General features: G+C 58.4%; 19 protein-coding genes, 1 tRNA gene and 1 other RNA gene. 8 read left to right on the top strand and 13 right to left on the bottom strand.

The window, feature by feature from the left end:
* The first annotated feature begins 9 nt into the window (after nt 1–9).
* Complete coding sequence (map, locus tag HMPREF2975_RS00855; protein ID WP_193599950.1) at nt 10–930, top strand: type I methionyl aminopeptidase; 921 nt, start codon at nt 10–12, stop codon at nt 928–930.
* A gap of 5 nt (nt 931–935) precedes the next feature.
* Here the strand turns inward: map and rnpB are convergent.
* The 6 genes from rnpB to orn form a co-directional block, all read right to left on the bottom strand.
* Nucleotides 936–1,316, bottom strand: an RNA gene (rnpB, locus tag HMPREF2975_RS00860) — RNase P RNA component class A.
* A gap of 152 nt (nt 1,317–1,468) precedes the next feature.
* On the bottom strand, nt 1,469–2,200 hold the full coding sequence (locus HMPREF2975_RS00865) for a zinc ribbon domain-containing protein (protein WP_058236933.1): 732 nt from the start codon (nt 2,198–2,200) through the stop codon (nt 1,469–1,471).
* Entirely contained in the window at nt 2,197–3,045 is an 849-nt protein-coding gene (locus tag HMPREF2975_RS00870) for a Nif3-like dinuclear metal center hexameric protein (protein WP_070725175.1), read from the bottom strand. The genes HMPREF2975_RS00865 and HMPREF2975_RS00870 overlap by 4 nt, the downstream gene beginning before the upstream one ends.
* Before the next feature lie 71 nt (nt 3,046–3,116).
* Nucleotides 3,117–4,799 (bottom strand): energy-dependent translational throttle protein EttA, encoded by a 1,683-nt coding sequence (gene ettA, locus HMPREF2975_RS00875; RefSeq protein ID WP_070725177.1) that lies wholly within the window; start codon nt 4,797–4,799, stop codon nt 3,117–3,119.
* Nucleotides 4,800–4,980: 181 nt separating this feature from the next.
* The gene (locus HMPREF2975_RS00880) at nt 4,981–5,478 is read right to left on the bottom strand and encodes a single-stranded DNA-binding protein (protein ID WP_070725180.1); all 498 of its coding nucleotides are present in this window, start codon (nt 5,476–5,478) and stop codon (nt 4,981–4,983) included.
* 165 nt (nt 5,479–5,643) lie between these two features.
* Nucleotides 5,644–6,285: an oligoribonuclease gene (orn, locus tag HMPREF2975_RS00885; RefSeq protein WP_058236937.1), complete on the bottom strand. Its 642-nt coding sequence runs from the start codon at nt 6,283–6,285 to the stop codon at nt 5,644–5,646.
* Nucleotides 6,286–6,517: 232 nt separating this feature from the next.
* Between orn and ilvA the strand changes: the two genes are divergently transcribed.
* Nucleotides 6,518–7,837: a threonine ammonia-lyase IlvA gene (gene ilvA / locus HMPREF2975_RS00890; protein ID WP_227469076.1), complete on the top strand. Its 1,320-nt coding sequence runs from the start codon at nt 6,518–6,520 to the stop codon at nt 7,835–7,837.
* Between the two features lie 66 nt (nt 7,838–7,903).
* Nucleotides 7,904–7,976: transfer RNA gene (locus tag HMPREF2975_RS00895), tRNA-Arg, on the top strand.
* A 514-nt stretch (nt 7,977–8,490) separates the two neighbouring features.
* Here the strand turns inward: HMPREF2975_RS00895 and dcuC are convergent.
* The 3 genes from dcuC to rpmF all read right to left on the bottom strand — a co-directional run bounded on the left by dcuC (nt 8,491) and on the right by rpmF (nt 11,262).
* Nucleotides 8,491–9,984, bottom strand: coding sequence for a C4-dicarboxylate transporter DcuC (dcuC, locus tag HMPREF2975_RS00900; RefSeq protein WP_070725181.1), 1,494 nt, complete (start codon nt 9,982–9,984; stop codon nt 8,491–8,493).
* Between the two features lie 117 nt (nt 9,985–10,101).
* Complete coding sequence (locus tag HMPREF2975_RS00905; RefSeq protein WP_070725182.1) at nt 10,102–10,830, bottom strand: Type 1 glutamine amidotransferase-like domain-containing protein; 729 nt, start codon at nt 10,828–10,830, stop codon at nt 10,102–10,104.
* Between the two features lie 255 nt (nt 10,831–11,085).
* Nucleotides 11,086–11,262, bottom strand: coding sequence for a 50S ribosomal protein L32 (gene rpmF / locus HMPREF2975_RS00910; RefSeq protein WP_058236940.1), 177 nt, complete (start codon nt 11,260–11,262; stop codon nt 11,086–11,088).
* Nucleotides 11,263–11,580: 318 nt separating this feature from the next.
* Between rpmF and HMPREF2975_RS00915 the strand changes: the two genes are divergently transcribed.
* From HMPREF2975_RS00915 to HMPREF2975_RS00930, 4 genes are all read left to right on the top strand, one after another.
* Entirely contained in the window at nt 11,581–12,222 is a 642-nt protein-coding gene (locus HMPREF2975_RS00915; RefSeq protein ID WP_070725184.1) for a YigZ family protein, read from the top strand.
* 248 nt (nt 12,223–12,470) lie between these two features.
* Nucleotides 12,471–13,412, top strand: coding sequence for a cysteine synthase A (gene cysK, locus HMPREF2975_RS00920; protein WP_070725186.1), 942 nt, complete (start codon nt 12,471–12,473; stop codon nt 13,410–13,412).
* Nucleotides 13,413–13,508: 96 nt separating this feature from the next.
* Nucleotides 13,509–14,117, top strand: a complete 609-nt coding sequence (gene cysE, locus HMPREF2975_RS00925) for a serine O-acetyltransferase (RefSeq protein ID WP_058236943.1) — start codon at nt 13,509–13,511, stop codon at nt 14,115–14,117.
* A gap of 145 nt (nt 14,118–14,262) precedes the next feature.
* Nucleotides 14,263–14,781 (top strand): GNAT family N-acetyltransferase, encoded by a 519-nt coding sequence (locus HMPREF2975_RS00930; protein WP_058236944.1) that lies wholly within the window; start codon nt 14,263–14,265, stop codon nt 14,779–14,781.
* Nucleotides 14,782–15,014: 233 nt separating this feature from the next.
* On the opposite strand, the gene HMPREF2975_RS00935 is transcribed toward HMPREF2975_RS00930, so the two are convergent.
* The 4 genes from HMPREF2975_RS00935 to HMPREF2975_RS00950 form a co-directional block, all read right to left on the bottom strand.
* Nucleotides 15,015–16,892, bottom strand: a complete 1,878-nt coding sequence (locus tag HMPREF2975_RS00935; protein WP_070725188.1) for a DUF4185 domain-containing protein — start codon at nt 16,890–16,892, stop codon at nt 15,015–15,017.
* Nucleotides 16,893–16,956: 64 nt separating this feature from the next.
* On the bottom strand, nt 16,957–17,871 hold the full coding sequence (locus HMPREF2975_RS00940; protein ID WP_070725190.1) for a carbohydrate ABC transporter permease: 915 nt from the start codon (nt 17,869–17,871) through the stop codon (nt 16,957–16,959).
* A gap of 2 nt (nt 17,872–17,873) precedes the next feature.
* Nucleotides 17,874–18,782, bottom strand: a complete 909-nt coding sequence (locus tag HMPREF2975_RS00945; protein WP_070725192.1) for a carbohydrate ABC transporter permease — start codon at nt 18,780–18,782, stop codon at nt 17,874–17,876.
* Between the two features lie 47 nt (nt 18,783–18,829).
* A complete protein-coding gene (locus HMPREF2975_RS00950) occupies nt 18,830–20,224 on the bottom strand; it encodes an ABC transporter substrate-binding protein (protein WP_070725193.1) in 1,395 nt (464 codons plus the stop codon).
* Nucleotides 20,225–20,448: 224 nt separating this feature from the next.
* On the opposite strand from HMPREF2975_RS00950, the gene HMPREF2975_RS00955 reads away from it, so the two are divergent.
* Nucleotides 20,449–21,576 carry a glycoside hydrolase family 172 protein gene (locus HMPREF2975_RS00955; RefSeq protein ID WP_070725195.1) on the top strand — a complete coding sequence of 376 codons (1,128 nt, stop codon included), beginning with the start codon at nt 20,449–20,451 and terminating at the stop codon, nt 21,574–21,576.
* The last annotated feature ends 11 nt before the right edge of the window (nt 21,577–21,587 follow it).

Raw genomic sequence — 21,587 nt, forward strand, 5'->3', positions numbered from 1 at the left:
GCTAGGGCTATGAGTAGTTCTGACAATTCTGGTCGTATTCCGGCATCTGCCAATGCGCGTCGCGCGCCGCTGGGCAATCTGACTGCCGGACGTATCTCCCCCATGCGCTCGGTGCCTGAGTCGATTGAACGCCCCGAGTACATGTTCCACGATGGCCCTGAAAACGTCACTGCCTCGGATATTAAGGATGCGGACACTGTGGAACGGATCCGCCACGCTGGCCGCATTGCCGCCGATGCGCTTCGTGTCGTGGGTGAGGCGGTTCGCCCCGGTGTGACAACCGATGAGCTCGACCGCATCGGACATGATTTTATTGTCGGTGCTGGCGCCTACCCGTCATGCCTGGGTTACATGGGGTATCCGAAGTCGCTGTGTACTTCCATCAACGAGGTCATCTGCCACGGCATTCCTGATGATCGCCCCCTCGAAGATGGCGACATTGTCAACGTCGATATCACGGCGTTTTACGAGGGTGTCCACGGTGACACCTGCGCCATGTTTGAGGTGGGAAATGTTGATCAGGAGTCGCGTCTGCTCAGTGAGAGGACACGCGAAGCGATGATGCGTGGGATCCGGGCGGTCAAACCTGGCCGTGAGATCAACGTGATCGGACGTGTCATTTCGGTGTATGCGAAGCGTTTTGACTACGGCGTGGTGCGCGATTACACCGGACACGGCGTGGGCGAAGCCTTTCACTCGGGTTTGATCATTCCGCACTATGATGCTGCACCACTGTATGACACGGTGATGGAGCCGGGCATGGTGTTCACCATTGAGCCGATGCTGACGCTGGGCACTGTCGAATGGGATCAGTGGGATGATGACTGGACTGTTGTCACGGCCGATCGTTCCCGCACCGCGCAGTTCGAGCACACAATCGTGGTGACCGAAGATGGCGCCGACATTTTGACACTGCCGTCGGACGCGTGAGAGTGCAGATGAGCCGGCCTGTACGCCGGGTTCTGTCCTGCTGACCGAAGTCGGCAGCGGCGACCATTCCTCTAGGACCAGTGTTGCCACTGGCCTCAAGCAACCTACCCGCAAGCGTGGAGCGGGCCGCTCGTACTTGCTGCTCGGTTTTGCTCCGGGTGGGGTTTACCTAGCTAGACCAGTCACCTGGCCTACTGGTGGGCTCTTACCCCACCTTTTCACCCTGACCGCTGGTGCGAAGTGTTCTTCGCGCCAGCGGCGGTCTTGTTTCTGTGGCACTTTCCCGCGGGTTTCCCCGGGTGGCTGTTAGCCATCACCCTGCCCTGTGGAGCCCGGACGTTCCTCGTCACCGCATCACGCGGTGCCGCGGCCGCCCGGCCGACTCATCTGCATCCTCGAGTCTACGACGCGCGCGGCGCCAGGGCCTACTTCGATCGGTGTGATTTTCAGGGGACGGCGTGCTGTCGGGTGATATCGTGCGGGGGCGGGGTGGAATAGCGTGCGGTCAGGCAAGAACCGCGCGTGGCCGGGGCGACGTTTAGGCGTCGGTTCGCACCACTATCTGGCCGGTGTCGACGCACCAGTACACCTCGTCTGCGGGCAATGCATTTATCTGCTGCAGCTCGGCGGGCGAAATTTCGCCGGTGGCTCCTGTGACGACGCCGCCTCGCACCTCCACGATGGCGAAGGGGCTGTGCCGCTGCCAGACCGAGTCGTATTCGGCGATGAGGTCAGAGGGCAGCGAGTCATTCAGGTCAGCTCTCTTGCACTCCAGGTCAGCCAGTTCGAGGTCAGACTGCGCGTTATCATCTTCGAACTGTTTCTTGGTTGCTTCCACGTCCTGCGTCAGCGCCTGCGCTTCGCGGATCATGTCGTCTTGTGCTTTTTGGGCAGCTTCGAGGCGTTCTTCAACTTCAAGTTGGTCTTCTTCGAGGCTGTTGAGCCGGGTGCGCATCTGGGCGATTTCGTGTTCCATTGCGTTAATGTCGCGCAGGGGAACTTCATTGCGTTCGATGCGTCCTTCCTGGGCACTCTTGCGTGTGTTGACTCGCTCAATGTCCGCTTCGATGCGCGCCACGTCACGTTTCGTGTCGGCTATCACTGCACTCTGATTGATCGCAGCACGCTTGAGGTCCTCTGCCCGTCCGGCAAGTTCACGCAGCTTGGCGTGCGCCGGGTGTGTGTCACGCTGGTGTCGCATCTTCATGATGGCGCGATCCAATGACTGCAACTCGAGTAGCGAGCGTTGATCTTCAGGTGATGCCTTCACTGAGTTCCTCCGGTTGTCTGCATGTGAGCCGTCCATGGTTCTGTCACTATGGTAGACGCTGTAATGTCGACGGAGACGTTGTCCGCCTCGGCTTGCTCGCTGAGTCGTTGCGCGAGCACCGGAACCCACGGCCATTCGGTCGCCCAATGGGATCCTGAGATCAGTGCAGGCGCTCCGCCTTCGAGGTGTTCGGACGAGGGGTGGTGGCGCAGATCAGCGGTGACGAACACGTCGGCACCGGATGCGCGTGCCTGCTCAAGCAGGGAATCACCTGCACCGCCTGACACCGCCACACGCGCGACGGTTGATTCCAGGTCTCCGCCCACGAACAGGCCGTGCGGACCGGCAGGCAATGCAGATGCCACTCGCTGCGCAAATTCACGCAGGGTCACCGGATCTATTGTTCCGACGCGCCCCAGTCCCACCGAGCGGCCGTCGCGGTCACGTCCCGAGGGGTCCAGCGGCTGCGTGCGATCCAGTCCCAGCAGGTCTGCCAAAGCATGCGCGACTCCCCGATAGGCGATGTCGGCATTGGTGTGGGCGTTGAACAGTGCGCACTCGCCACGTACGAGTGTGGCGACGACGCGCCCTTTCGGGTCGCTTTCAGGTAGGAACGACACGCCTCGCAGATACAGCGGATGATGTGTGATGATCATGTCGATCTCATTGCTCACAGCTTCGTCGATTACCGCTGCCACGGGATCAACGGCAATGAGAACGCGGCGCACCTCGCGTGAGGGATCTCCCACAATGAGGCCTACCTTGTCCCACTCTTGTGCCGTTTCGGGTGGATACCACCGATCCATCACAGTAACGACATCGCTCACAGTCCACGTTGTAGTCATGGAATTACCCTAAGCGTGTTCGCATGCGATGTGCACAAGGTGGGACGAGGTGTGTCAGTTTGACGCTCTCCTCAGTCGCGCGTGAGACGACGGTGCGTGACGCGGTGCGGGCGGGCTGCATCAAGACCAAGACGCTCCACCTTGTTGTTCTCGTAGGATTCGAAGTTTCCTTCGAACCAGTACCACTTCGCAGGGTTTTCTTCCGTGCCTTCCCACGCGAGGATGTGCGTGGCAACGCGGTCGAGGAACCAACGGTCGTGGGTGACAACCACCGCGCACCCGGGGAATTCGAGCAGCGCGTTTTCCAGTGATCCAAGTGTTTCCACATCGAGGTCGTTGGTCGGCTCATCCAACAGGAGCAGGTTGCCGCCCTGTTTAAGCGTGAGCGCCAGGTTCAAGCGGTTGCGTTCACCACCGGAAAGCACGCCTGACGGCTTCTGCTGGTCCGGTCCCTTGAATCCGAATGCGGACACGTAGGCTCGCGACGGCATTTCAACGTTGCCGACTTCCAGGAAGTCGAGGCCATCTGAGACAACCTCCCACACTGATTTGTCCGGATCGATGCCCGCACGGTTCTGGTCGACGTATGAGATCTTGACGGTCTCACCGATCCTGAGGTCTCCCCCGTCCAGCGGTTCAAGCCCAACAATGGTCTTGAACAGAGTTGTCTTGCCCACACCGTTCGGACCGATCACACCGACGATTCCGTTGCGCGGCAGTGAGAACGACAGGTCATTGATGAGGACACGGTCACCGAAGCCTTTGTGCAGATTGTTTGCCTCGATCACGATAGAGCCCAAACGAGGCCCTGGCGGGATCTGAATTTCCTCAAAGTCAAGCTTGCGTGTGCGCTCCGCTTCGGCAGCCATCTCTTCGTAGCGTTCCAGACGGGCTCGTGACTTGGCTTGGCGTCCCTTGGGATTGGAACGAACCCAGTCGAGCTCTTCACGCAGCCGCTTGGCCAGTTTCGCATCCTTCTGTCCCTGGACTTTCAGGCGTTTTTCCTTCGTTTCCAGGTAGGTGGAGTAGTTGCCCTCATAGGGGTAGAGGTGACCGCGGTCCACTTCAGCGATCCATTCGGCTACGTGGTCAAGGAAGTAGCGGTCGTGGGTCACTGCGATCACCGCGCCGGCATACGTGGACAGGTGCTTTTCCAGCCACTGCACGGACTCGGCATCCAAGTGGTTCGTTGGCTCATCCAGCAGCAGCAGGTCAGGAGCTTCGATCAGCAGACGGCACAGCGCCACGCGACGACGTTCCCCACCGGAAAGAACCTTCACATCCTGATCGGCAGGCGGGCAGCGCAGTGCGTCCATGGCCTGCTCCAGCTGGGAGTCGATATCCCACGCGTTTGCAGCGTCGATCTCACTTTGCAGCTTGCCCATTTCTTCCATGAGCGCATCAAAGTCGGCGCCCGGGTCAGCCATCTCCTCAGAGATCTTGTTGAAACGCGCGAGCTTGTCGAACGTTTCCCTGGCACCCATCTGCACGTTTTCCAACACGGTTTTCGTGTCGTCGAGTTGGGGTTCCTGCTCGAGGATGCCCACTGTGTAACCTGGTGTCAGACGTGCTTCGCCATTGCTTGGTTCATCCAGACCCGCCATGATCTTGAGGATCGATGACTTTCCAGCACCGTTAGGACCAACCATGCCGATTTTCGCTCCGGGGAAGAACGACATGGATACGTCATCAAGAATGATCTTGTCGCCATGAGCTTTGCGCGCTTTGATCATTTGGTATATGTACTCAGCCACAGTTCTCCATTTCAAGAAGGGACTCGTCAACTTCGTGTCACTCCATGCTACGGCACGAAGCCCACCCACGGTCAACGTGAGATAACCCGAAATGGCTGATTTTCACCACAAGCGCACTGCCCGCCGATTCGCCGCATTGACGCAGCTCCCTACATACAGTGCTCCGTTCGCACCGCCTCCCTTACACCGCTGCCGTTACCATCTGGGGCGCTGGAGCATCTGCTGTGACCGCATCGCCGCCATCATCGCGCGAGGTCCGGATCTGAAGGTTTCCCGTGCCTCCGTCGTCACGTTCTGCTTCTCCCTCTGGCCGTGATTCCTTTGGCCTATCGAAGTGCGACCACCCGTAGTTCAGGTCGTGCCCGGCGCTGTGCGCCACAATAACCAGTTCGCTCTTAACCTCACCCGCCGCATCCTTCCACGCATTAACGCTGGGCCGTCCAGTCAGCACGATGGGATGCCCCTTGGCAAATGAGGTCGACATATTATGCGCGAGCTTGTCCCATGCGCGGATCGTGTACCACTGGGGTTCCTGCTCATCGAATTCTCCCCGATCGTTGATGCGCCAACGCGGTGTGGCAAGCCGGAAACGTGTGGTCGTTCGTCCCGTCGCAGTCCTGATTTCCTTCACGTCCGTTCCGATGCGTCCGCGTAATGTCACTGTCATATTCGCGCTCATGAATTGTCCTTTCGTGTTATCGGCCCTGTGCCGTAGGACAATCCTCACCGCGCCAGGCCCTCGTCCAAAGGCTTCGCGGGCAATCTGTGGACACACACTCAGCCCGCCGCATCCCTGTGGACAACGGCGGGCTGGCAGTGAACTGTGGATAGGGCGTTCCCCTCGTCAATTCTGCTGGGCGGCACCCTCGACAATGCCCAAAGCGGCAACCTCGCCGGCAATCTTCTGGGCGTCTTCGCGACTGGGTCCCTGGTCAGAAGGGAAAAGTGCGCGACGGTAGTACTCAAGTTCCTGGATGGATTCACGAATGTCGGCCAGTGCGCGGTGGCCCCCATGCTTCTCAGGTGAGCACTCGTAAACGCACGGGTACCAGCGCTTGGCGAGTTCCTTGATGGAGGACACGTCGATAATGCGGTAGTGCAGGTGGTCGATGACGCGTGGCATGTTCGCGCTCAGGAACAGGCGATCCATGCCGACCGTGTTCCCCGCCAGCAGGGCGCGACCCGACACAGGGACGAACTTCTTGATGTAGTCCAGGACGATGCTCTCGGCTTCCTCCATCGACGCGATGCCGTCCTTGAGCTCGTCAAGCAGGCCGGATTGTGTGTGCATGTTGCGCACATAGTCGTCCATGTGATTCAGCGCCTCCTCAGAGGGCTGGATCAGAATGTCGATTCCGGGGTCCACGACGGTCAGGCTCGCGTCGGTGATCACGACCGCCACTTCGATCAGGGCGTCATGCGCCACGTCAAGACCGGTCATTTCGCAGTCGATCCACACCAGTGGATTCTTCAGTTGCTTCGTCATGTCTCCCAGTGTAGTGACCCGCGCGGGAATGCGGGTGACTAGCTTGGGTGTGCGGATGGTCAAGCGGACGCTCAGGGCCACAGGGACCGTCCGGATTGTCGAGGGAAACGAGGGCGACTGCCGCGACCTGCTGCGGAGTGTCGTACACGTGGACAGCCTCTCCGAATCGGCACACAGGTGAATACACTGAGTTCACGAACAACGTATACACGCAGATGGAAGGAGCGTTGCCGTGGCATCATCTCAGCACGTACCGCCACATTCAGAACTCAACGACACATCGACAGTGACGCTCAATGACATTATGCGTGCCAGCCTGTCCCTGAAAGACGTCGTCAAGCACACGCCGCTGGATGTGTCGGAACGGTTGACGCAGGAACTGGGCGTGCCCGTCTTGCTCAAGCGTGAGGATCAGCAGGTGTGCCGCTCATTCAAAGTGCGCGGCGCGTACGCGAAGATGAGTGCACTGAGCGCGCAGTCGCGTCAACAGGGTGTGGTGTGCGCTTCGGCCGGTAACCATGCTCAGGGTGTGGCGTTCGCATGCGCGCACCTGAACGTACGCGGCACCATCTATCTGCCGTCGACCACGCCGCGTCAGAAACGTAAACGTATCGCCGCCATCGGAGGCGAATGGGTGGAACAGGTCATCGTGGATGGCGGTTTTGACCGTGCGAACGCTTTGGCGACGGAGGCTGCGCGCGTCACGGGACGCGAATATGTCCACCCCTACGATGATCCAGGAACAATCGCGGGCGGAGGCACCATCGGTGTCGAACTGGCCGAGCAGATCCCTGCTGACACGTCCTGCGTGCTGGTGCCTGTCGGGGGCGGTGGCCTCATCGCGGGGATTGCGACAGCGCTCAGCCATCTGCGACCTGACGTGCGTGTCATTGGTGTGGAGCCGTACGGCGCTGCCTCGATGCAGCGCGCCTTTGACGAGGGTGGTCCTACCGCGCTGGATCGTGTTGATTCCTTTGTTGACGGGACCGCTGTCGGGACGGTGGGAACCTTGCCGTTCCAGCTGGCGCAGGAAAACGTGTCCTCTCTTGTGTCGGTGCCCGAAGGGGCCGTGTGCACGGAGATGGTGTCTCTGTATCAAACTGACGGCATCATTGCTGAGCCTGCGGGGGCGCTGGCCAGCACGGCTGCTCGCACGTTGCTGACCGATCCGAAACGGCGCGCTGAGCTCACGGGCAGCGATGAGGGATCCATTGTCTGTGTCGTGTCCGGTGGCAACAATGACTTGAGCCGTTATGCGGAAGTGGTGGAACGCTCGCTGCGTCATGAGGGGCTGCGGCACTATTTTGTTGTGACCTTCCCGCAGCAGCCGGGTGCGTTGCGCCTGTTCCTGTCAGAAGTGTTGGGTCCAGGTGATGACGTGGTGCATTTCGAGTATACGAAGAAGAACAATCGTGAGACCGGGCCTGCGTTGGTGGGGATCGATCTGAGCGATCCGGCAGACATTGAACGGCTGCGCACACGGATGGAAGCCTCTCCCCTGCATGTCGAAGAAGTTGCTCCGGATTCGGAGATTTTCCGTCTGCTGGTGTGAAGTGAGACCACTTCACCTGCCTGTATTCACACCCGAGGGTGCAGGCACGCTATCCTTATGCGAGTAGCCCCCGTAGCTCAATGGATAGAGCAAAGGCCTTCTAATCCTTAGGTTGCAGGTTCGAGTCCTGTCGGGGGCGCATTTCGTGAAGCGACTGGTAGTGCCGACACCAGTTCAGCTGGCGTGTTGTACGACAGACAATGTGCGTCAACCGGTCAAGGTAAACGAACGGGCTTTTCGTCAACCGGTCAAGGTAAGAGACCACTACTGCCACGTCTCACTATTCAAGATCCGCATAATAGTGCGGGAAAGTCACTGTCGCTGATAAGTGTTCAGTCCGAATCGTCCGCTCATACCTTGACTGGTTGATTCCAGACAACGCGATGACCTTGACCCGTTGACTCCTACCTTGACCGGTTGACTGGCACTCGCTTCACTGACTGTAACTAGGGCACTGCTACCTCGATCCGATGATGTCTACCTCGACCTGTTGAATCCTGCCACAATCAGTTTGATAAGCCGCGTTCTCATACATGCGCTAAGCGTGCTCAATGCACGTGGACAGCACACGAACAGGGGGCCTGCTCTCTGCGGCCGGATTACCAAAATCCCGCCGCGTGGAGCAAGCCCCCTGAGTGAGCCAGTCTCACCGCTTATGCGTGAATGAACAGGAACGAGAAAATCACGTTCAGAACCGTTGCGGCGATCATCGGAACCGCTGTGCGCTTGACCAGTTCAATCGGATTGACCTTAATGGCGCCCGATACGATCAGGACCGCAGCGCACACAGGCGACACCTGACGCATCAGGTTTGACGTTGCCCACATCGAGTTCAGCATACGAATGGGCAGCACACCACCGCTTTCGGCCAAGTGAGGGACAACCTCGGAGAAAGCGAAGTACGGAGCGGTACCAGACCCCGTCAGGGTAGACAGCAGCGCGACCGACACGACAAAGATCAAGATGATCAATGCCGCAGCGCCGCTTGAACCTTCCGTCGCATCAGTCAGCATCTTGATGACACCAAGCTGCGTGATACCTTCCACCAGAATTGCGGCGGCGACCAGCAGCGCAACCACGCCGCCCGCTGCCTCACCCATACCGGTGAAGAAGTTCTTACCCGCATCGATCGCCTTGTTCAGTGAACGCAGGCGGATAGCCTCGACAATCATCGCAATGAACAGGGAGACAACGGTGACAGGCAGGATGCCAGCCTCAAACGGGATGACACCCAGACGATTCAGAGCCGCTGAAATGATGATGAGCAGCAGTGGCAGCAACGGCAACAATGCGTAGAACCACGGCAAGTTGGCTGCACGCTTGAGGGCATCCTGGATCGTTGCTTCTGAGGCACTGTTCGATGCGCCCGACGCAAATTTCTCACCCTTCTTCGCAGCCTTCATTTCAGCTCCGGTCGCACCGGTCGCTGCGACAATGCCAGCAGCCACGTCAGCACGTTTGCGTGCATCAACCAGATCGCATCGACGCTGCCACCACATATGAATGAAAGCCGTGATCAGCAGTGTCGGAATCGTCGCTAACGCCACATGGCCAAACACGTACTGCGTGACAGGCATACCAACCAGGTCAGCGCCCTGGATCAGGCCCGCTTCCAGCGGCGTCGGGACAATGGTCGACGACGTCACCACAATTGCGCCCACCGTCAGCGGCGTCAATCCTGATGCCACCAGCGCCGGCAACAGCGTGGCGATGAGCAGCAGCGACAGGGATGCGGCCGACGGCACCACCAGAGACAAGATGTTGCCCAGGATGAAACCGATGGGGATCAGCCAATATGAGCCGTGCAAAGCCCTGAGGGGTTTCGACAAGATGACGACGGCTTTGGCATCTGCGCCGATGTACCGCATGTAGGATACGAAGCCGAACAGCACCATGATCGCCATACCGATTCCGGTGAAGCGATTGGCGAAGATCGATTCGACTATCTGCAGCTCGTCGTAGAACGCATTGCCAGTGGCTTCAATTTCGCGTGTTGCGTTATCGATCTTGCCCATCGCTGCAGCGATCATCATGAGCACGATGCCGACGGTGAAAATTGACGCAGCCGGATGTACCTTCTTGATCACCAGGTATCCGACCGCAGCAATGCCCGCCAGAGCAATAACAATCACGAGGAAAGCAATCATGCGGACCCTTTCTTTGAAATGTTTTACATGCCAAAGCGGCATCACCCGTGCGGTGCCGCCGTGGGGACGAGTCGCACTGTATCAGTGGACAGACCCAAAACTGTGATGATGATGTAATTAATCAGCAAGACGGCGAGGCGTGAGTTGTTCTTCGACAACCTCATCCCCGTCCTTGAACGTGTGCCAGCCGTAGACCTCGTCCCGATCCGACACCACGTCGACAAGTTCCGTATCGCGGTAGACCAGGCCGATCCCGTTTTCTGACGAGTAGGCATCGGTGAAGTCACCCTCGGCCACCATGCGCTGCAGCAGTTCACGACGCTGCGGGTTCACTCCGTAGTGCACGCCGTTGCCGTAGGGAAGGAAGCCGAGGCCATCAGTGACGGGACGCAGGTCCGGCCCGAATGAATCCGTGGCTCCGCCGATGTGCCAGCACATTGATCCGGCGGACACGCCAGCCAGAACGATGCCTTTCTCCCACGCTTCGCGCATGACCTCGTCCAGTCCGTGTGCGCGCCACACTGCCAGCAGGTTCACCACCGATCCCCCGTCAACCCAGATGACGTCCTGGTCCAGGAGGTATTCGCGAGGGTCGTCGACGTTCGGCATCATGAAACAGGTCAACGGATTAAGCTGCCACCCGCGCAACCGCGCCGCCTCCATGCGTTCAGCGATTCGCGCCTTCTGGTCACCGCACGCCGTGGCGAGGTAGCCAATCTTCGGTGCCCGCCCTTCGACGCCTGCCAGCTCCACTGCGTATGCGGCAAGAGGACCATATTCAACGTCGCACCGCCGTCCCGGATGATATGTGCCTGACGTGCCCACAATAAAGCGCTCTCGAGTCATCCCTCACCTCTCAGATTCTTCATGCCGCCGCTGTGATGTGCGGCCACAGGCACCGGATTGCCGTGCTGTTCTTATGTTAACGGAAAGACACGTCCTGTCTGAGTGTTCGGCTGATCCTTCTGGGCACGCACAGCGCATGGATCAGCAGCGTTGCATCATCCACGGCGGCAGCGATCGTACACACAACAAAAGACCCGGACACCTCGCGGGGTGTCCGGGTCCTCACGTCATCGAGTGACGCGTAAGAAAAATGTCTCAGTCGAGATCGTCGACGCTGAGCAAGCCCTTCTTGTACGCCTTCGCCAGGCGACGAGGCACGCGAATCTCACGACCGGCAACCTTCAGATTGTCGAGCTGGGTGAGATCAGCCTTCCATGCTGACCGGCGAGTGCGGGTGTTCGCTCGGGACATCTTGCGTTTGGGAACTGCCATGGCCCTACCGCTCCTCTTTCTACATTCGTGGACATCACTACCGGCAATAACTGTGCCATGCCTGCTGACAAAATGCCAGCTGCTGACTCCAGTTTCGCTGTGATTTCACTCGCGTACCGGCAACCCAAAAACTCTAGCACGCCAGGGGCGTGACTTTCTTCCCTCTTTGTAGGACTTTGCCCACATTTGTGCCCTCCACTCCCCTCGTAATTGTCGTAATTGACGAGGACAACCATGCGCCGCTACTGCATGCCGACACGATAGAGTGACAGCATCATCAATGGAACCACGAGCAAGCGGAGGGGTGACACAGATTCCGTGAACGATATCCGAACGCTTCGTGCAGGAACGCTGATCACCCATGAAATCGAGATCAAACGCTCACGCTTCATCGCCACTCTGGCCCGCGCCGACACCGAAGATGAAGCGCGCGCACTCATCGACATGGTCCGTTCGGAGCACCCACAGGCGCGGCATAACTGTTCGGCCTACCTCATCAGTGCGGATGGCCGAAACGCAATCCAGCATTCCTCTGACGACGGGGAACCATCGGGCACAGCCGGCACGCCTATGCTTGAAGCCCTCAAAATGTCTGACACGTGGAATGTGACGGCTGTCGTCACCCGTTATTTCGGCGGAGTGCTGCTGGGTGCGGGAGGCCTCATCCGCGCGTATTCGTCGGCGGTGAGTGAGGCACTGGCCCGCGCACCTCACGTGGTCATCAAGACTCTCAACATTGCTCGCATCACTGTCGATCCCAATGATGCCGGTAAGTTCCAGTCGGAGCTGCACAGCGCGAATGTGCCGATTGTGGGCAGCACGTGGGATGCGCGTGTCCACCTCGACATCGCCGCCACTGACGACGACATCGAGCTGTGGGCCGACCGCGCGATGGTTCTGACCCACGGGCGGGCCAGCGTTCACGTAACGGGACAAACTCGAATAGAAGTGGACGCATGAGACAAAAGGCCGTACAGTGTCGCATGTGATTCACACAGCAACGAACCAGATGAACGCGACACAGGTCGCGCGGCGTTGCGTGCACGCAGTTTCTGCGTGCTTTTTCTGTATCTGCACGGCGGAGTGTCTCTAGGGCGAATAGCCTTCTCCGTACGTCTATGCGTACTGCTGTTCGCCCGCATGGTGATCGAACCAGCCCATTTTTCTTTTTCTTTCCTTCCTGACTTTTCTCTATGGAGTGATTTTTCATGACCGCTATCGCCGCAAACGTCACTGAACTCATTGGCCGCACCCCCCTCGTCGCTATCAATCGCCTCGCGGGCGACAACGCCCACGTCATCGCAAAAGTAGAGGCGTTCAACCCTGCGTCATCTGTCAAGGACCGTATCGCTGCCGCCATCATCGACGCTGCCGAGGAATCGGGCGCCCTCAAGGAAGGCGGAACCATCATCGAGGCCACCTCAGGCAACACGGGTGTCGCACTGGCAATGGTGGGCGCCTCGCGTGGTTACCACGTGGTCATCGCGATGCCCTCGTCGATGAGCATTGAGCGCCGCCTGCTGATGAAAGCCTTCGGCGCTGAACTGGTGCTGACCGACCCGAAGGACGGCATCTCCGGTGCCGTGGCCGCAGCCGAGAAGATTCGTGACGAACGTGAAGGCTCAATCATCGCCTCACAGTTCACCAACCCTGCCAACCCGCAAATACACCGCGTCACAACCGCGGAAGAAATCTGGGCGGATACCGACGGCACGGTGAATATCGTCGTTGCCGGAGTTGGAACTGGCGGCACGATCTCAGGTGTGGGCGACGCGCTCAAACAGAAGAACCCTGATATCCAGATCATCGCCGTGCAGCCCGCCGAATCCCCTATGCTGACCGGTGGCGCAAGTGGCCCCCATGGAATCCAAGGAATTGGACCGAACTTCGTGGCCGACACTTATAACGCACAAGTCGTCGATGAGGTGCTCGATATCGACACCCCCACTGCTCTCACCTTTGCCCGCCGCGCCGCTGCTGAAGAAGGCCTGCTTGTCGGCATTTCCTCGGGTGCTGCCCTGGCTGCAGCAACCCAGGTTGCTGAGCGTGCTGAAAACGCCGGTAAGAACATCGTGGTCGTGTTGCCCGATACGGGCGAGCGATACCTGTCAACTGCGCTGTTTGAAGATCTGCGCGACGACAACGAGTAATACTGATACTGATCGGTCTCACGTGTGGGTGGCATGAGCGGTGTGCTCCTGTCACCCACACTGGGGATCTCGGCCACTGATTGAATAAGAGGCATCATGGCACTTTCTCCCTCACGTGCGCTTAAGCTTCTGCGAGAGGACCTCGACACTGCGCTCAAACGTGACCCAGCTGCACGATCGCGCACTGAAGTGGCGTTGACCTACCCTGGTGTGCACGCGCTGTGGAGTCACCGTGTTGCGCACGCACTGTGGCAGCGCAATGTGCGTATACCGGCTCGCCTGATTTCCTCTTTCGCGCGTGTCATGACTGGAGTTGATATCCATCCGGCCGCGCAGATCGGCCATCAGGTTTTCATTGACCATGCGACCGGTGTCGTGATCGGCCAGACGACTGAAGTGGGCGACGACGTCGTGATCTTCCATGGTGTCACGCTGGGCGGTGTGTCGATGAGCCCGGGGAAGCGTCACCCCACAGTGGGGCACCATGTCATGATCGGTGCGGGCGCAAAAGTTCTGGGCCCGATCACCATCGGTGACAATTCAAAGGTGGGAGCGAACGCCGTGGTGACTCGCGATGTTCCGGAATGCTCGGTGGCCTTGGGGGTTCCGGCCAGGTCGCATCCTTCCCCCGAATCGGTGGAAGAGCCCGATGATGAGCTGATTGTGGATCCGAACTCCTACGTGGATCCATCCCTGCTGATTTAACCAAGGTTTCTCGGCCTCTGCGCTGCGCTTCCCCCTCGGCCCACACCGCATGTTGCACGCGCTCACGCCAATGCGTGTGACACCGGAGGTGACGTCACCTGCCAAAATACCCACAAACGTGCGCCAGGTCACGTAGGCTAAGGGCATGACGAAGCGAACGTTGCAAGCTTCTTTGAATACGTTGGCCGATGTCGATCAGCCCCAGGGCGTCCAGCTTGCCACCCTCACGAGGTACGACATCCCAGCGTTGGCATCGCTCCATGTCATCGCCTATGGAGCGCCCTCCACTGCGGAGAACCTGTGGGAATCAACGGATGAAATGCGTCTGTATTTTGAAGGTGCGTTTGGTCAGCCTCGTGACGACTCGTTCATCGGCGCGTGGCGTGACGGAAGCCTGGTGGGAGCGATCCTGTGCGTCACCGATGTTGTGTGGGATGATGCTCCGCGCGGTCCGTTCGTCATTGACTTGATTGTTGATCCTGAATGTCGTCGTGAAGGCATTGCAACGGTGCTCATTGCCGAGCTTGCCCGCCGTTGCGCGTCGTGGGGTGAAAATGACTTGTCCTTGCGCCTTGATCTGAAATCCGCGCCCGACGCGCAGAAGTTCTACGACGCACTCGGTTTTGTGGAGGTCAACGCCGAATCGGACGATTCCGCGTCCTAGGTCCTCCCCTGCTCGCTGCAGACGCCTGTCTACCCCGCTTCTCTACCGGCTTTCGTCCGTCTTCTATTTTGCATGGGCCTGTATGCCCGAGCTAGCTCCGGCTTGCATCCATGACCACTGCGGGTCACCGCACCTAGACGCCCTAACACGATTGACGAGGGCGACCCATCCGATGTTCGGTGCACACCACCAGTGCGTGAGTCGCCCTCGTCAATGTCGTATTCAGCTGAACATTACCTAGCCTGTCGGCGCCTTGCTGCAACCAAGGAGAGCCCACCAATCAGGCTGATTCCAACAAGTGCGGGCACGAGGCTTCCGACTGTGGAGCCGGTACGCGCAACCGTTGCCTTGTAGCCGGCTTGAGCGGATGCCGCTCCTGCCTTACCCCCGTTGCCGTTTTCTGGCCGGTTCACGTCGCCACCAAGATTGCCCTCGTCTTTACCCGCATCGGCATCGGCGTTTGCATCACCATCTGCAGGCTTGGTGTCGGACTTACTCGGTCCAGTGGCCTTCAGAGACAAGCTATCCATCTGCACCCACTGGTCAGCAGTAGGGGCAGCGTCTACAAAAATATCGATCTGGCTGTTGCTTCCCGAGTCGAATTCCACAACAAAGCGCGTGTATCCGGCCAAGTGTGTGAATTCCTGAGAGGCAAGAACCTGTCCGCCTGGACCGGTTTGACGCGCACCCACCGTTCCCTTGTCAGTGCGCTGCGGGTTGTCAGGACCAGTCGTCACGAACGCTGTCATCTTGTAGTGAGTGTTGGGTGTGACGGTTACTGTCTGGGAAAGCTCCAACGTGCCTTGGTTGTTCCGCATCCATGCCTGGTGTTCTGACCCGTATGCCCAATCCGGCTTGCCATCAAGACCGCAAGGTCCGTGGCATTGCCAATGGGGACTCATACCGCCATTCTCTACGCGCTCAAAACCGGGGTCCTTAACGAGGTTCGGGTGGATCACATTGCCATCCTTATCTACCTCGAATGCCATCTGGAAAATGTTGTAGGAGCCCCAGATTGACATGGCGAAATGCACTTCTGAACCTGAATTCCACGGGTGCATGTACGGTGCATACATTCCGGGATAATCCAGTGAGGTTGCCACTACTGTCTTGTCTGACCACGGACCTTCCGGACGATCTGCCAGGCGGTACACCACGTCAAAGATTCCCGCTTCGTCTGAATCAGTGGTGTACATCAGCATCCACTTGTTCAGGTATGAGTTGTACTGCAAAGACAGTTCCGTCGTTGGAGCTTCAATGATGTCGGCCGCGGTACCCTCGTCGTCACCCCACTCGCTGCCGTTCCAGTACTGGTAAGCATCCTTTTCGAGGATCTTGTTCTCATCAACCCTGGCGATGCGGATGGCACCGAAGCGACCATTCGGCGTGCCCATCATGTAGACGAAGCCATCGCCTTGACCGTGAGCAAAGCCCACCATCTGAAAGTTATTGGACCACTTGTCATCGTTGGTCCACTGCGGGCCGTCGGTCGTATTCCAGGTTTCACCCCCGTCATCGGAGTACGCGATACGGGAATAGTTCGTGAACCATTCTCCTGGGGCGCCCCACTTATTGACGGACATGAACGCCAAGTACTGCCGGCCGCCCACCGCGATGCCGCCGGTGGGAATAGTGGTGTGCTCGGTTTCAGGGATCTTGAGCGAGGGAATGATCTCCCGCGCTTTTCCGTTCTCATCGACCACGGCAGAATCGAACAGGATTCCGTCTTCAGCGAAGTTCCTGGTGGACGAACGCAGCAGTGCATTCGAACGCCAGTCTTCTCCGCCGCCACCATTGCCGCTCCATTCGCCGAAGGTGTCACCAACAGCGAATAACACATGACCGTCTCCGTCATCCCACATGATTCCAAGGTCGGTTCCCTGGATTTTCATGGTCTGGGCGGTGTTTGTAAAACCTTTAGCACCTGTCAGCTGAGCGACAACGCGTGCAGCCGAAGGATGAGCGTATGGCTTCTCCGCCTCGGGTGCGGCTGGATCGGCAGCGCACGCTGTTCCTGCCAGAAACAGCGCGCCGGCGCATGTGCAGGCAGCAATGATTGCTCCTCGTCGAGTGAATAAGCAGCGCCCTGGTGGTGAGCTAGACTCACGCATAGCGTGTCCTTTCCTTGGATGGGTATGCCGGCCGTGACCGTCGTCCTCATCGATGAGGACGCTCCTACTTCAGACCGGACATCTTGATGTTGCCAATGATCTGGCGCTGGAAAATAAGGAAGATGATGATCACTGGCGCCGCTGACAGGACAGAGCCCGCCATGAGCAGACCCAGTTCAGAGGTACGTTCCGAGCGGAACGTCGCAAGGTATTGCTGGAGCTGGTACTTCTCCGGGGATGTGATGGTCAGAATCGGCCACACGTATGCATTCCAGTATCCCAGGAAGGACGTGATGCCCATGACGACGAACGGAGGCTTCGACAGGGGCAGGAACAGGCGCACGAAAATCTGGAAACGCCCGCACCCATCCAGCATGGCTGCCTCTTCGAGGGATGAGGGGACCGACAGGTAGAACTGTCGGATAAAGAAGATCATTCCCGCGTTCGCGACACCGGGAATAACCAGAACGGCCAGAGTATCCAGCATGCGTAACTTCGTCACAACGATGAAGCTGGTCAGCAGAATCGTCATACCCGGAATGAACATCGTCGTGATCATGACGACCCACAGGATCTTCTTGAAGCGGAACTCCAGACGTGCGAACGCATAGGCAGCAAGTGAGTTGACGGTCAGGCTGGCAGTCATGAAGAGCAGCGCACCCAGAAGCGTCCACAGCAATGCGCGGATGAACGTGGGATCCTGCGCGATGCGCGCGTAGTTTTCCCAGTGCCACACTTCGGGGAAGAACTGGAAGGGGGTCTGAACAACTTCGGTCTTTGCCTTGAATCCTGCGATGACCATCCACAGCAGGGGGAACAGTGCAGCGAAGATGAAGATCGCACCGAACAGGCCTTTGATCAGGATGACCGGCCACCATTGTTTCTGGTGGAACTGCGGCGCCGCTGCCTGGCCTTTCTTCGTGGAGTCCGATGTCTCCATTGCGGTGCTGACACCCGTCGATGTTGACATTACTGACATGATTAATCCACCAGCTTCTCGGAGTTCACGAATTTGAAGATCAGTGCGGAGAGGGTTCCCAGAACCAGGAACATCAGCAGGGCTGCTGCAATCGAGTAGCCCACGTTCATGTCTCCGCGGAAGTGATTGAAGATGAACAGGTTCGGTGTGGTTGTCGAATCCAACGGCCCGCCGCCGGTCATGACCAGCGGGAGCTCGTACTGTTGGATCGCGCCGATAATGCCTGTTACCAGCAGATACAACCCCACATTCTTCATCTGCGGCAATGTGATGTAGAAGGTCTTTTGCCACCAGTTCGCTCCCTCGAGCGAGGCGGCTTCGTAGAACTCGCTGGGGATGTCAATCATGGCTGCCACCATGATCAGGGATGTGAGGCCCATTCCCAGCCAGATTGCCGGGACTGCGATGGCCAGAAGCGCCCACCGGGGGTCACCCAGCCATGCGATTGGTTCAACTCCGAAGAACCCGAGGAACCAGTTCAAAATTCCGCCGGAGTAGTCATAGATCAACACGAAGATGATCGAGGTAATAACGCCGGAAATAATGGTCGGCAGATAGATGCTGACCTTCAACGTGTCAGCAAATCTGCGCGACACAGATACGACAAGACTGGAAAAGAGGAATGCGAGAACCAACGTGGTGGGCACGGTGAACAGCACGAACATGAAACCGCGTTTAATGGCGGCGATAAACAGCGGGTCCTTGAGGACGTCCGTGTAGTTCTTGAACGCAACGAATACTGCGGGCTTGTAAAAGCTCCAGTCCTGGAATGACAGGTACGCTGCGTACACTGCTGGCCACACCACGAAGATCCCGAGCAGCACAAAGGCGGGAAGGATCAAGAGGTATGCGAGTCGTCCATCACGGAAACGGAACTTCTTTGAGTCCTTCCGCACCTTTGTACTGGACATCGGGATTCCTTTCTTCAGCCTGGGAACAGTCCTATGACAGGGCTGAATTACTTATCGCCGGGAGCAGGTGCTTTCTCGGGAAGGCCCTCACGATCGATCACGGTCTGGATCGCCTTCTCAGCAGTGTCGATCGCCTGGTCAGCGGTCGCGGCACCCTTCATCACGGTCTCCATCGCCGTGCCGACTGCCATCGAGACATCCCACGGGTAGGCAACGCCTGGAATGGCATCGGGAGCAATCTCAGTCATGATGACGTCTGACCACGGAGCGGACTTGGCCTCTTCAGTGGCGGCCACGCCTTCCTGAACGTCGTCGCGCGGAGGAATCTTGGTGAACTGGGTGGCAACATAGAACGGAACGAGGTTCTCAACGTCTCCGGCCAGAACCCATTCGAGGAACTTGCCTGCTTCTTCAGGGTGCTTGGCCTTTGCGTCAACAACCCACTTGAAGTCACCCAGTGTGGTGGTGGTTCGTCCCTCGCCGTTCGGTGAGCTCGGGAACAGGCCCAGACCCGTGTTCGTCAGCATGTCCTGGTAGTCGGAGCCAACCTCGGACATCATCCAGGAACCGGACACCTTATAGGCCACCTTCTTTTCACCGAATTCCTTGGCTTCCAGGTAGCTGCCCAGAGGCTGCTTGGCCATGTAGCCGTTGTCCCACAGATCCTTGTAGAACTGCATGAGGTCACGGTAGCCCTGGTCGTTGATGTTCGGTGCGCTCCAGTCATCGGTCAGTGCGTTGTGTCCGGAAGCATTGAACTGCTGGCCCACAGATGCCCAGCCGAATGTGCCGGCATCAGATGCCGGGGAAATGCAGTACTGACCATCCGACAGGGTTGGCTGAATCTTCGCGCAGTTGTCGAGCAGATCCTGCCACGTCTTCGGTGCCTGCTCAGCGTCAAGGCCGGCAGCGGAGACCATTTCCTTGTTCCAGAACAGCACTGTCTGCGGCTCCAGAACCAGCGGGTATGCGTAGTAAGTGCCATCAATCTGGGAAACCGAACGTGCCAGGTCGGTCATCTTGTCCAGGCCTTCCTTGGACACGATCGAATCCAGATCGTGGAACTGAGCGGCATTCACGCCGTCATTGAGCGGTCCGGAGAAGGTGTAAATGTCCGGACTCTTGTTTGCTGCCTGCGCCGACTTCATCTTCTGATCCCACGCGTCGGCCGGTACTTCGGTGTCGACTACGGTGATCTCGTCCTGCGCTTCGTTGAACTTCTGAACGATGTTCTTGTACCACTCATTTTCCACGGGGGTGAATGTGCGGTGCCAGAATTCAATGGTCGTGCCGCCCTCGGATGATGACCCCGAGGCTGCTGCGCCGCTTTCTGAACCTGCGGGTTCACCTGGCGTTCCCGAGCCACATCCTCCTACGAGAACAGATGCCAAGGTGAACGACGCAATCCCTGCCCACGCCCACCTGCTCTTTCCTGAATTCATGGTGTCTCCTCTTCGATATGACTCAACGTTGAGTCCGTTAGCCCTATCTCGCGTTGTGATGATCTTTGAGCATTCCACCAGTGGAAAACTCGCTGATTATGGCACCTGGAAGCCAATGGCTAATTGACCCTGACTACCTGGTGCTCTACACTATACAGTAATCGATTACAACTCGTGAAATTTCGACGCACATTGTGATATTTTCTCAGGAAAGGCGATCAACGATGCTCTCCCCCTTGACAGGTCTGACCACGATTCGCAACGTAGCCACTCGCTCCATCTCTCCGGAAAACTTCGACGGCACACCTGGGGGTGGCGGCCGCGCGACCGAGGGAACCGGTGCGGAATGTGCACGCGACCTGGGACCCACGTGGAAGATCTCCCCCAGTATTGACGTTCCGGCTCGCGGCACATTCGAGCTGGCCAACATCTCAGGTGCCGGATGCATCACTCATATCTGGATGACCGCTCACACCTCACTGTGGCGTCGCCTGGTCTTCCGCTGCTACTGGGACGGCAGTGACGAACCTGCCGTTGAGGTGCCCTACGGCGACTTCTTCTGCAATGGCTGGTCCGTGTTCTCGCAGGTCAACTCTGTTCCGATCGCCGCCAACCCGCACGGTGGTTTCAACTCCTACTGGCCCATGCCGTTCAAGTCCGGCGCTCGCCTGACACTGGAGAACACCTCCGACGAGGATGCCCGCGTCTACTACCAGATCACCTACGACATTGACGAGGGTGACTCATCCGCCGCTGACGGCGCAGCCGCCAAGGATGATATCGCCTACTTCCATGCGCAGTGGCGCCGCTCCAACCCCCTGCCGACGCTCACCACACACCCGATTCTGGAAAACATCGAGGGCCTGGGGCACTACGTGGGCACCTACATCGCATGGTCAGTCAATGACAACGGCTGGTGGGGCGAAGGCGAAATCAAGTTCTACATGGACGACGACACTGACTATCCCACGATCTGTGGCACCGGCACTGAGGATTATTTCGGTGGTGCCTGGAACTTCGATGTCCCCGGCCGCGGATACACGACGTTCTCCACGCCGTATTTGGGAATGCCGCAGGTCATCCGCCCCGATGGCCTGTATATCGCCAATCAGCGTTTCGGAATGTACCGCTTCCATATTCAGGATGCAATCCACTTCTCCAAGGGACTGCCGCGCGTCGACATTCAGGCTTTGGGCTGGCGTTCAGGTGGCCGCTACCTGCCGCTGCATGACGACATCGCCTCGACCGCCATGTTCTACCTGGATCGTCCGGTCACGAACCGTCCCGAGGCGCCGACCTACGATTCCATGGAGGTCCACCTGGGAGCAGCTCCGGCCACTGACCTGGCCTAGTGTCATAGCCT

Origin of the sequence: Actinomyces sp. HMSC065F12 (assembly GCF_001814535.1) — a bacterium.
GTDB classification, from domain to species: Bacteria; Actinomycetota; Actinomycetes; order Actinomycetales; family Actinomycetaceae; genus Pauljensenia; species Pauljensenia radingae_A.

Excerpts from the sequence above, each read along its gene's own strand:
- cysE (WP_058236943.1), top strand. The coding sequence starts at position 13,509 with ATGGCACTTTCTCCCTCACGTGCGCTTAAGCTTCTGCGAGAGGACCTC.
- HMPREF2975_RS00955 (WP_070725195.1), top strand. The coding sequence starts at position 20,449 with ATGCTCTCCCCCTTGACAGGTCTGACCACGATTCGCAACGTAGCCACT.
- HMPREF2975_RS00930 (WP_058236944.1), top strand. The coding sequence starts at position 14,263 with ATGACGAAGCGAACGTTGCAAGCTTCTTTGAATACGTTGGCCGATGTC.
- HMPREF2975_RS00945 (WP_070725192.1), bottom strand. The coding sequence starts at position 18,782 with ATGTCCAGTACAAAGGTGCGGAAGGACTCAAAGAAGTTCCGTTTCCGT.
- HMPREF2975_RS00880 (WP_070725180.1), bottom strand. The coding sequence starts at position 5,478 with ATGAGCGCGAATATGACAGTGACATTACGCGGACGCATCGGAACGGAC.
- HMPREF2975_RS00950 (WP_070725193.1), bottom strand. The coding sequence starts at position 20,224 with ATGAATTCAGGAAAGAGCAGGTGGGCGTGGGCAGGGATTGCGTCGTTC.
- rpmF (WP_058236940.1), bottom strand. The coding sequence starts at position 11,262 with ATGGCAGTTCCCAAACGCAAGATGTCCCGAGCGAACACCCGCACTCGC.
- HMPREF2975_RS00940 (WP_070725190.1), bottom strand. The coding sequence starts at position 17,871 with ATGTCAGTAATGTCAACATCGACGGGTGTCAGCACCGCAATGGAGACA.
- HMPREF2975_RS00870 (WP_070725175.1), bottom strand. The coding sequence starts at position 3,045 with ATGACTACAACGTGGACTGTGAGCGATGTCGTTACTGTGATGGATCGG.
- orn (WP_058236937.1), bottom strand. The coding sequence starts at position 6,285 with ATGACGAAGCAACTGAAGAATCCACTGGTGTGGATCGACTGCGAAATG.
- map (WP_193599950.1), top strand. The coding sequence starts at position 10 with ATGAGTAGTTCTGACAATTCTGGTCGTATTCCGGCATCTGCCAATGCG.
- HMPREF2975_RS00935 (WP_070725188.1), bottom strand. The coding sequence starts at position 16,892 with ATGCGTGAGTCTAGCTCACCACCAGGGCGCTGCTTATTCACTCGACGA.
- HMPREF2975_RS00905 (WP_070725182.1), bottom strand. The coding sequence starts at position 10,830 with ATGACTCGAGAGCGCTTTATTGTGGGCACGTCAGGCACATATCATCCG.
- dcuC (WP_070725181.1), bottom strand. The coding sequence starts at position 9,984 with ATGATTGCTTTCCTCGTGATTGTTATTGCTCTGGCGGGCATTGCTGCG.
- cysK (WP_070725186.1), top strand. The coding sequence starts at position 12,471 with ATGACCGCTATCGCCGCAAACGTCACTGAACTCATTGGCCGCACCCCC.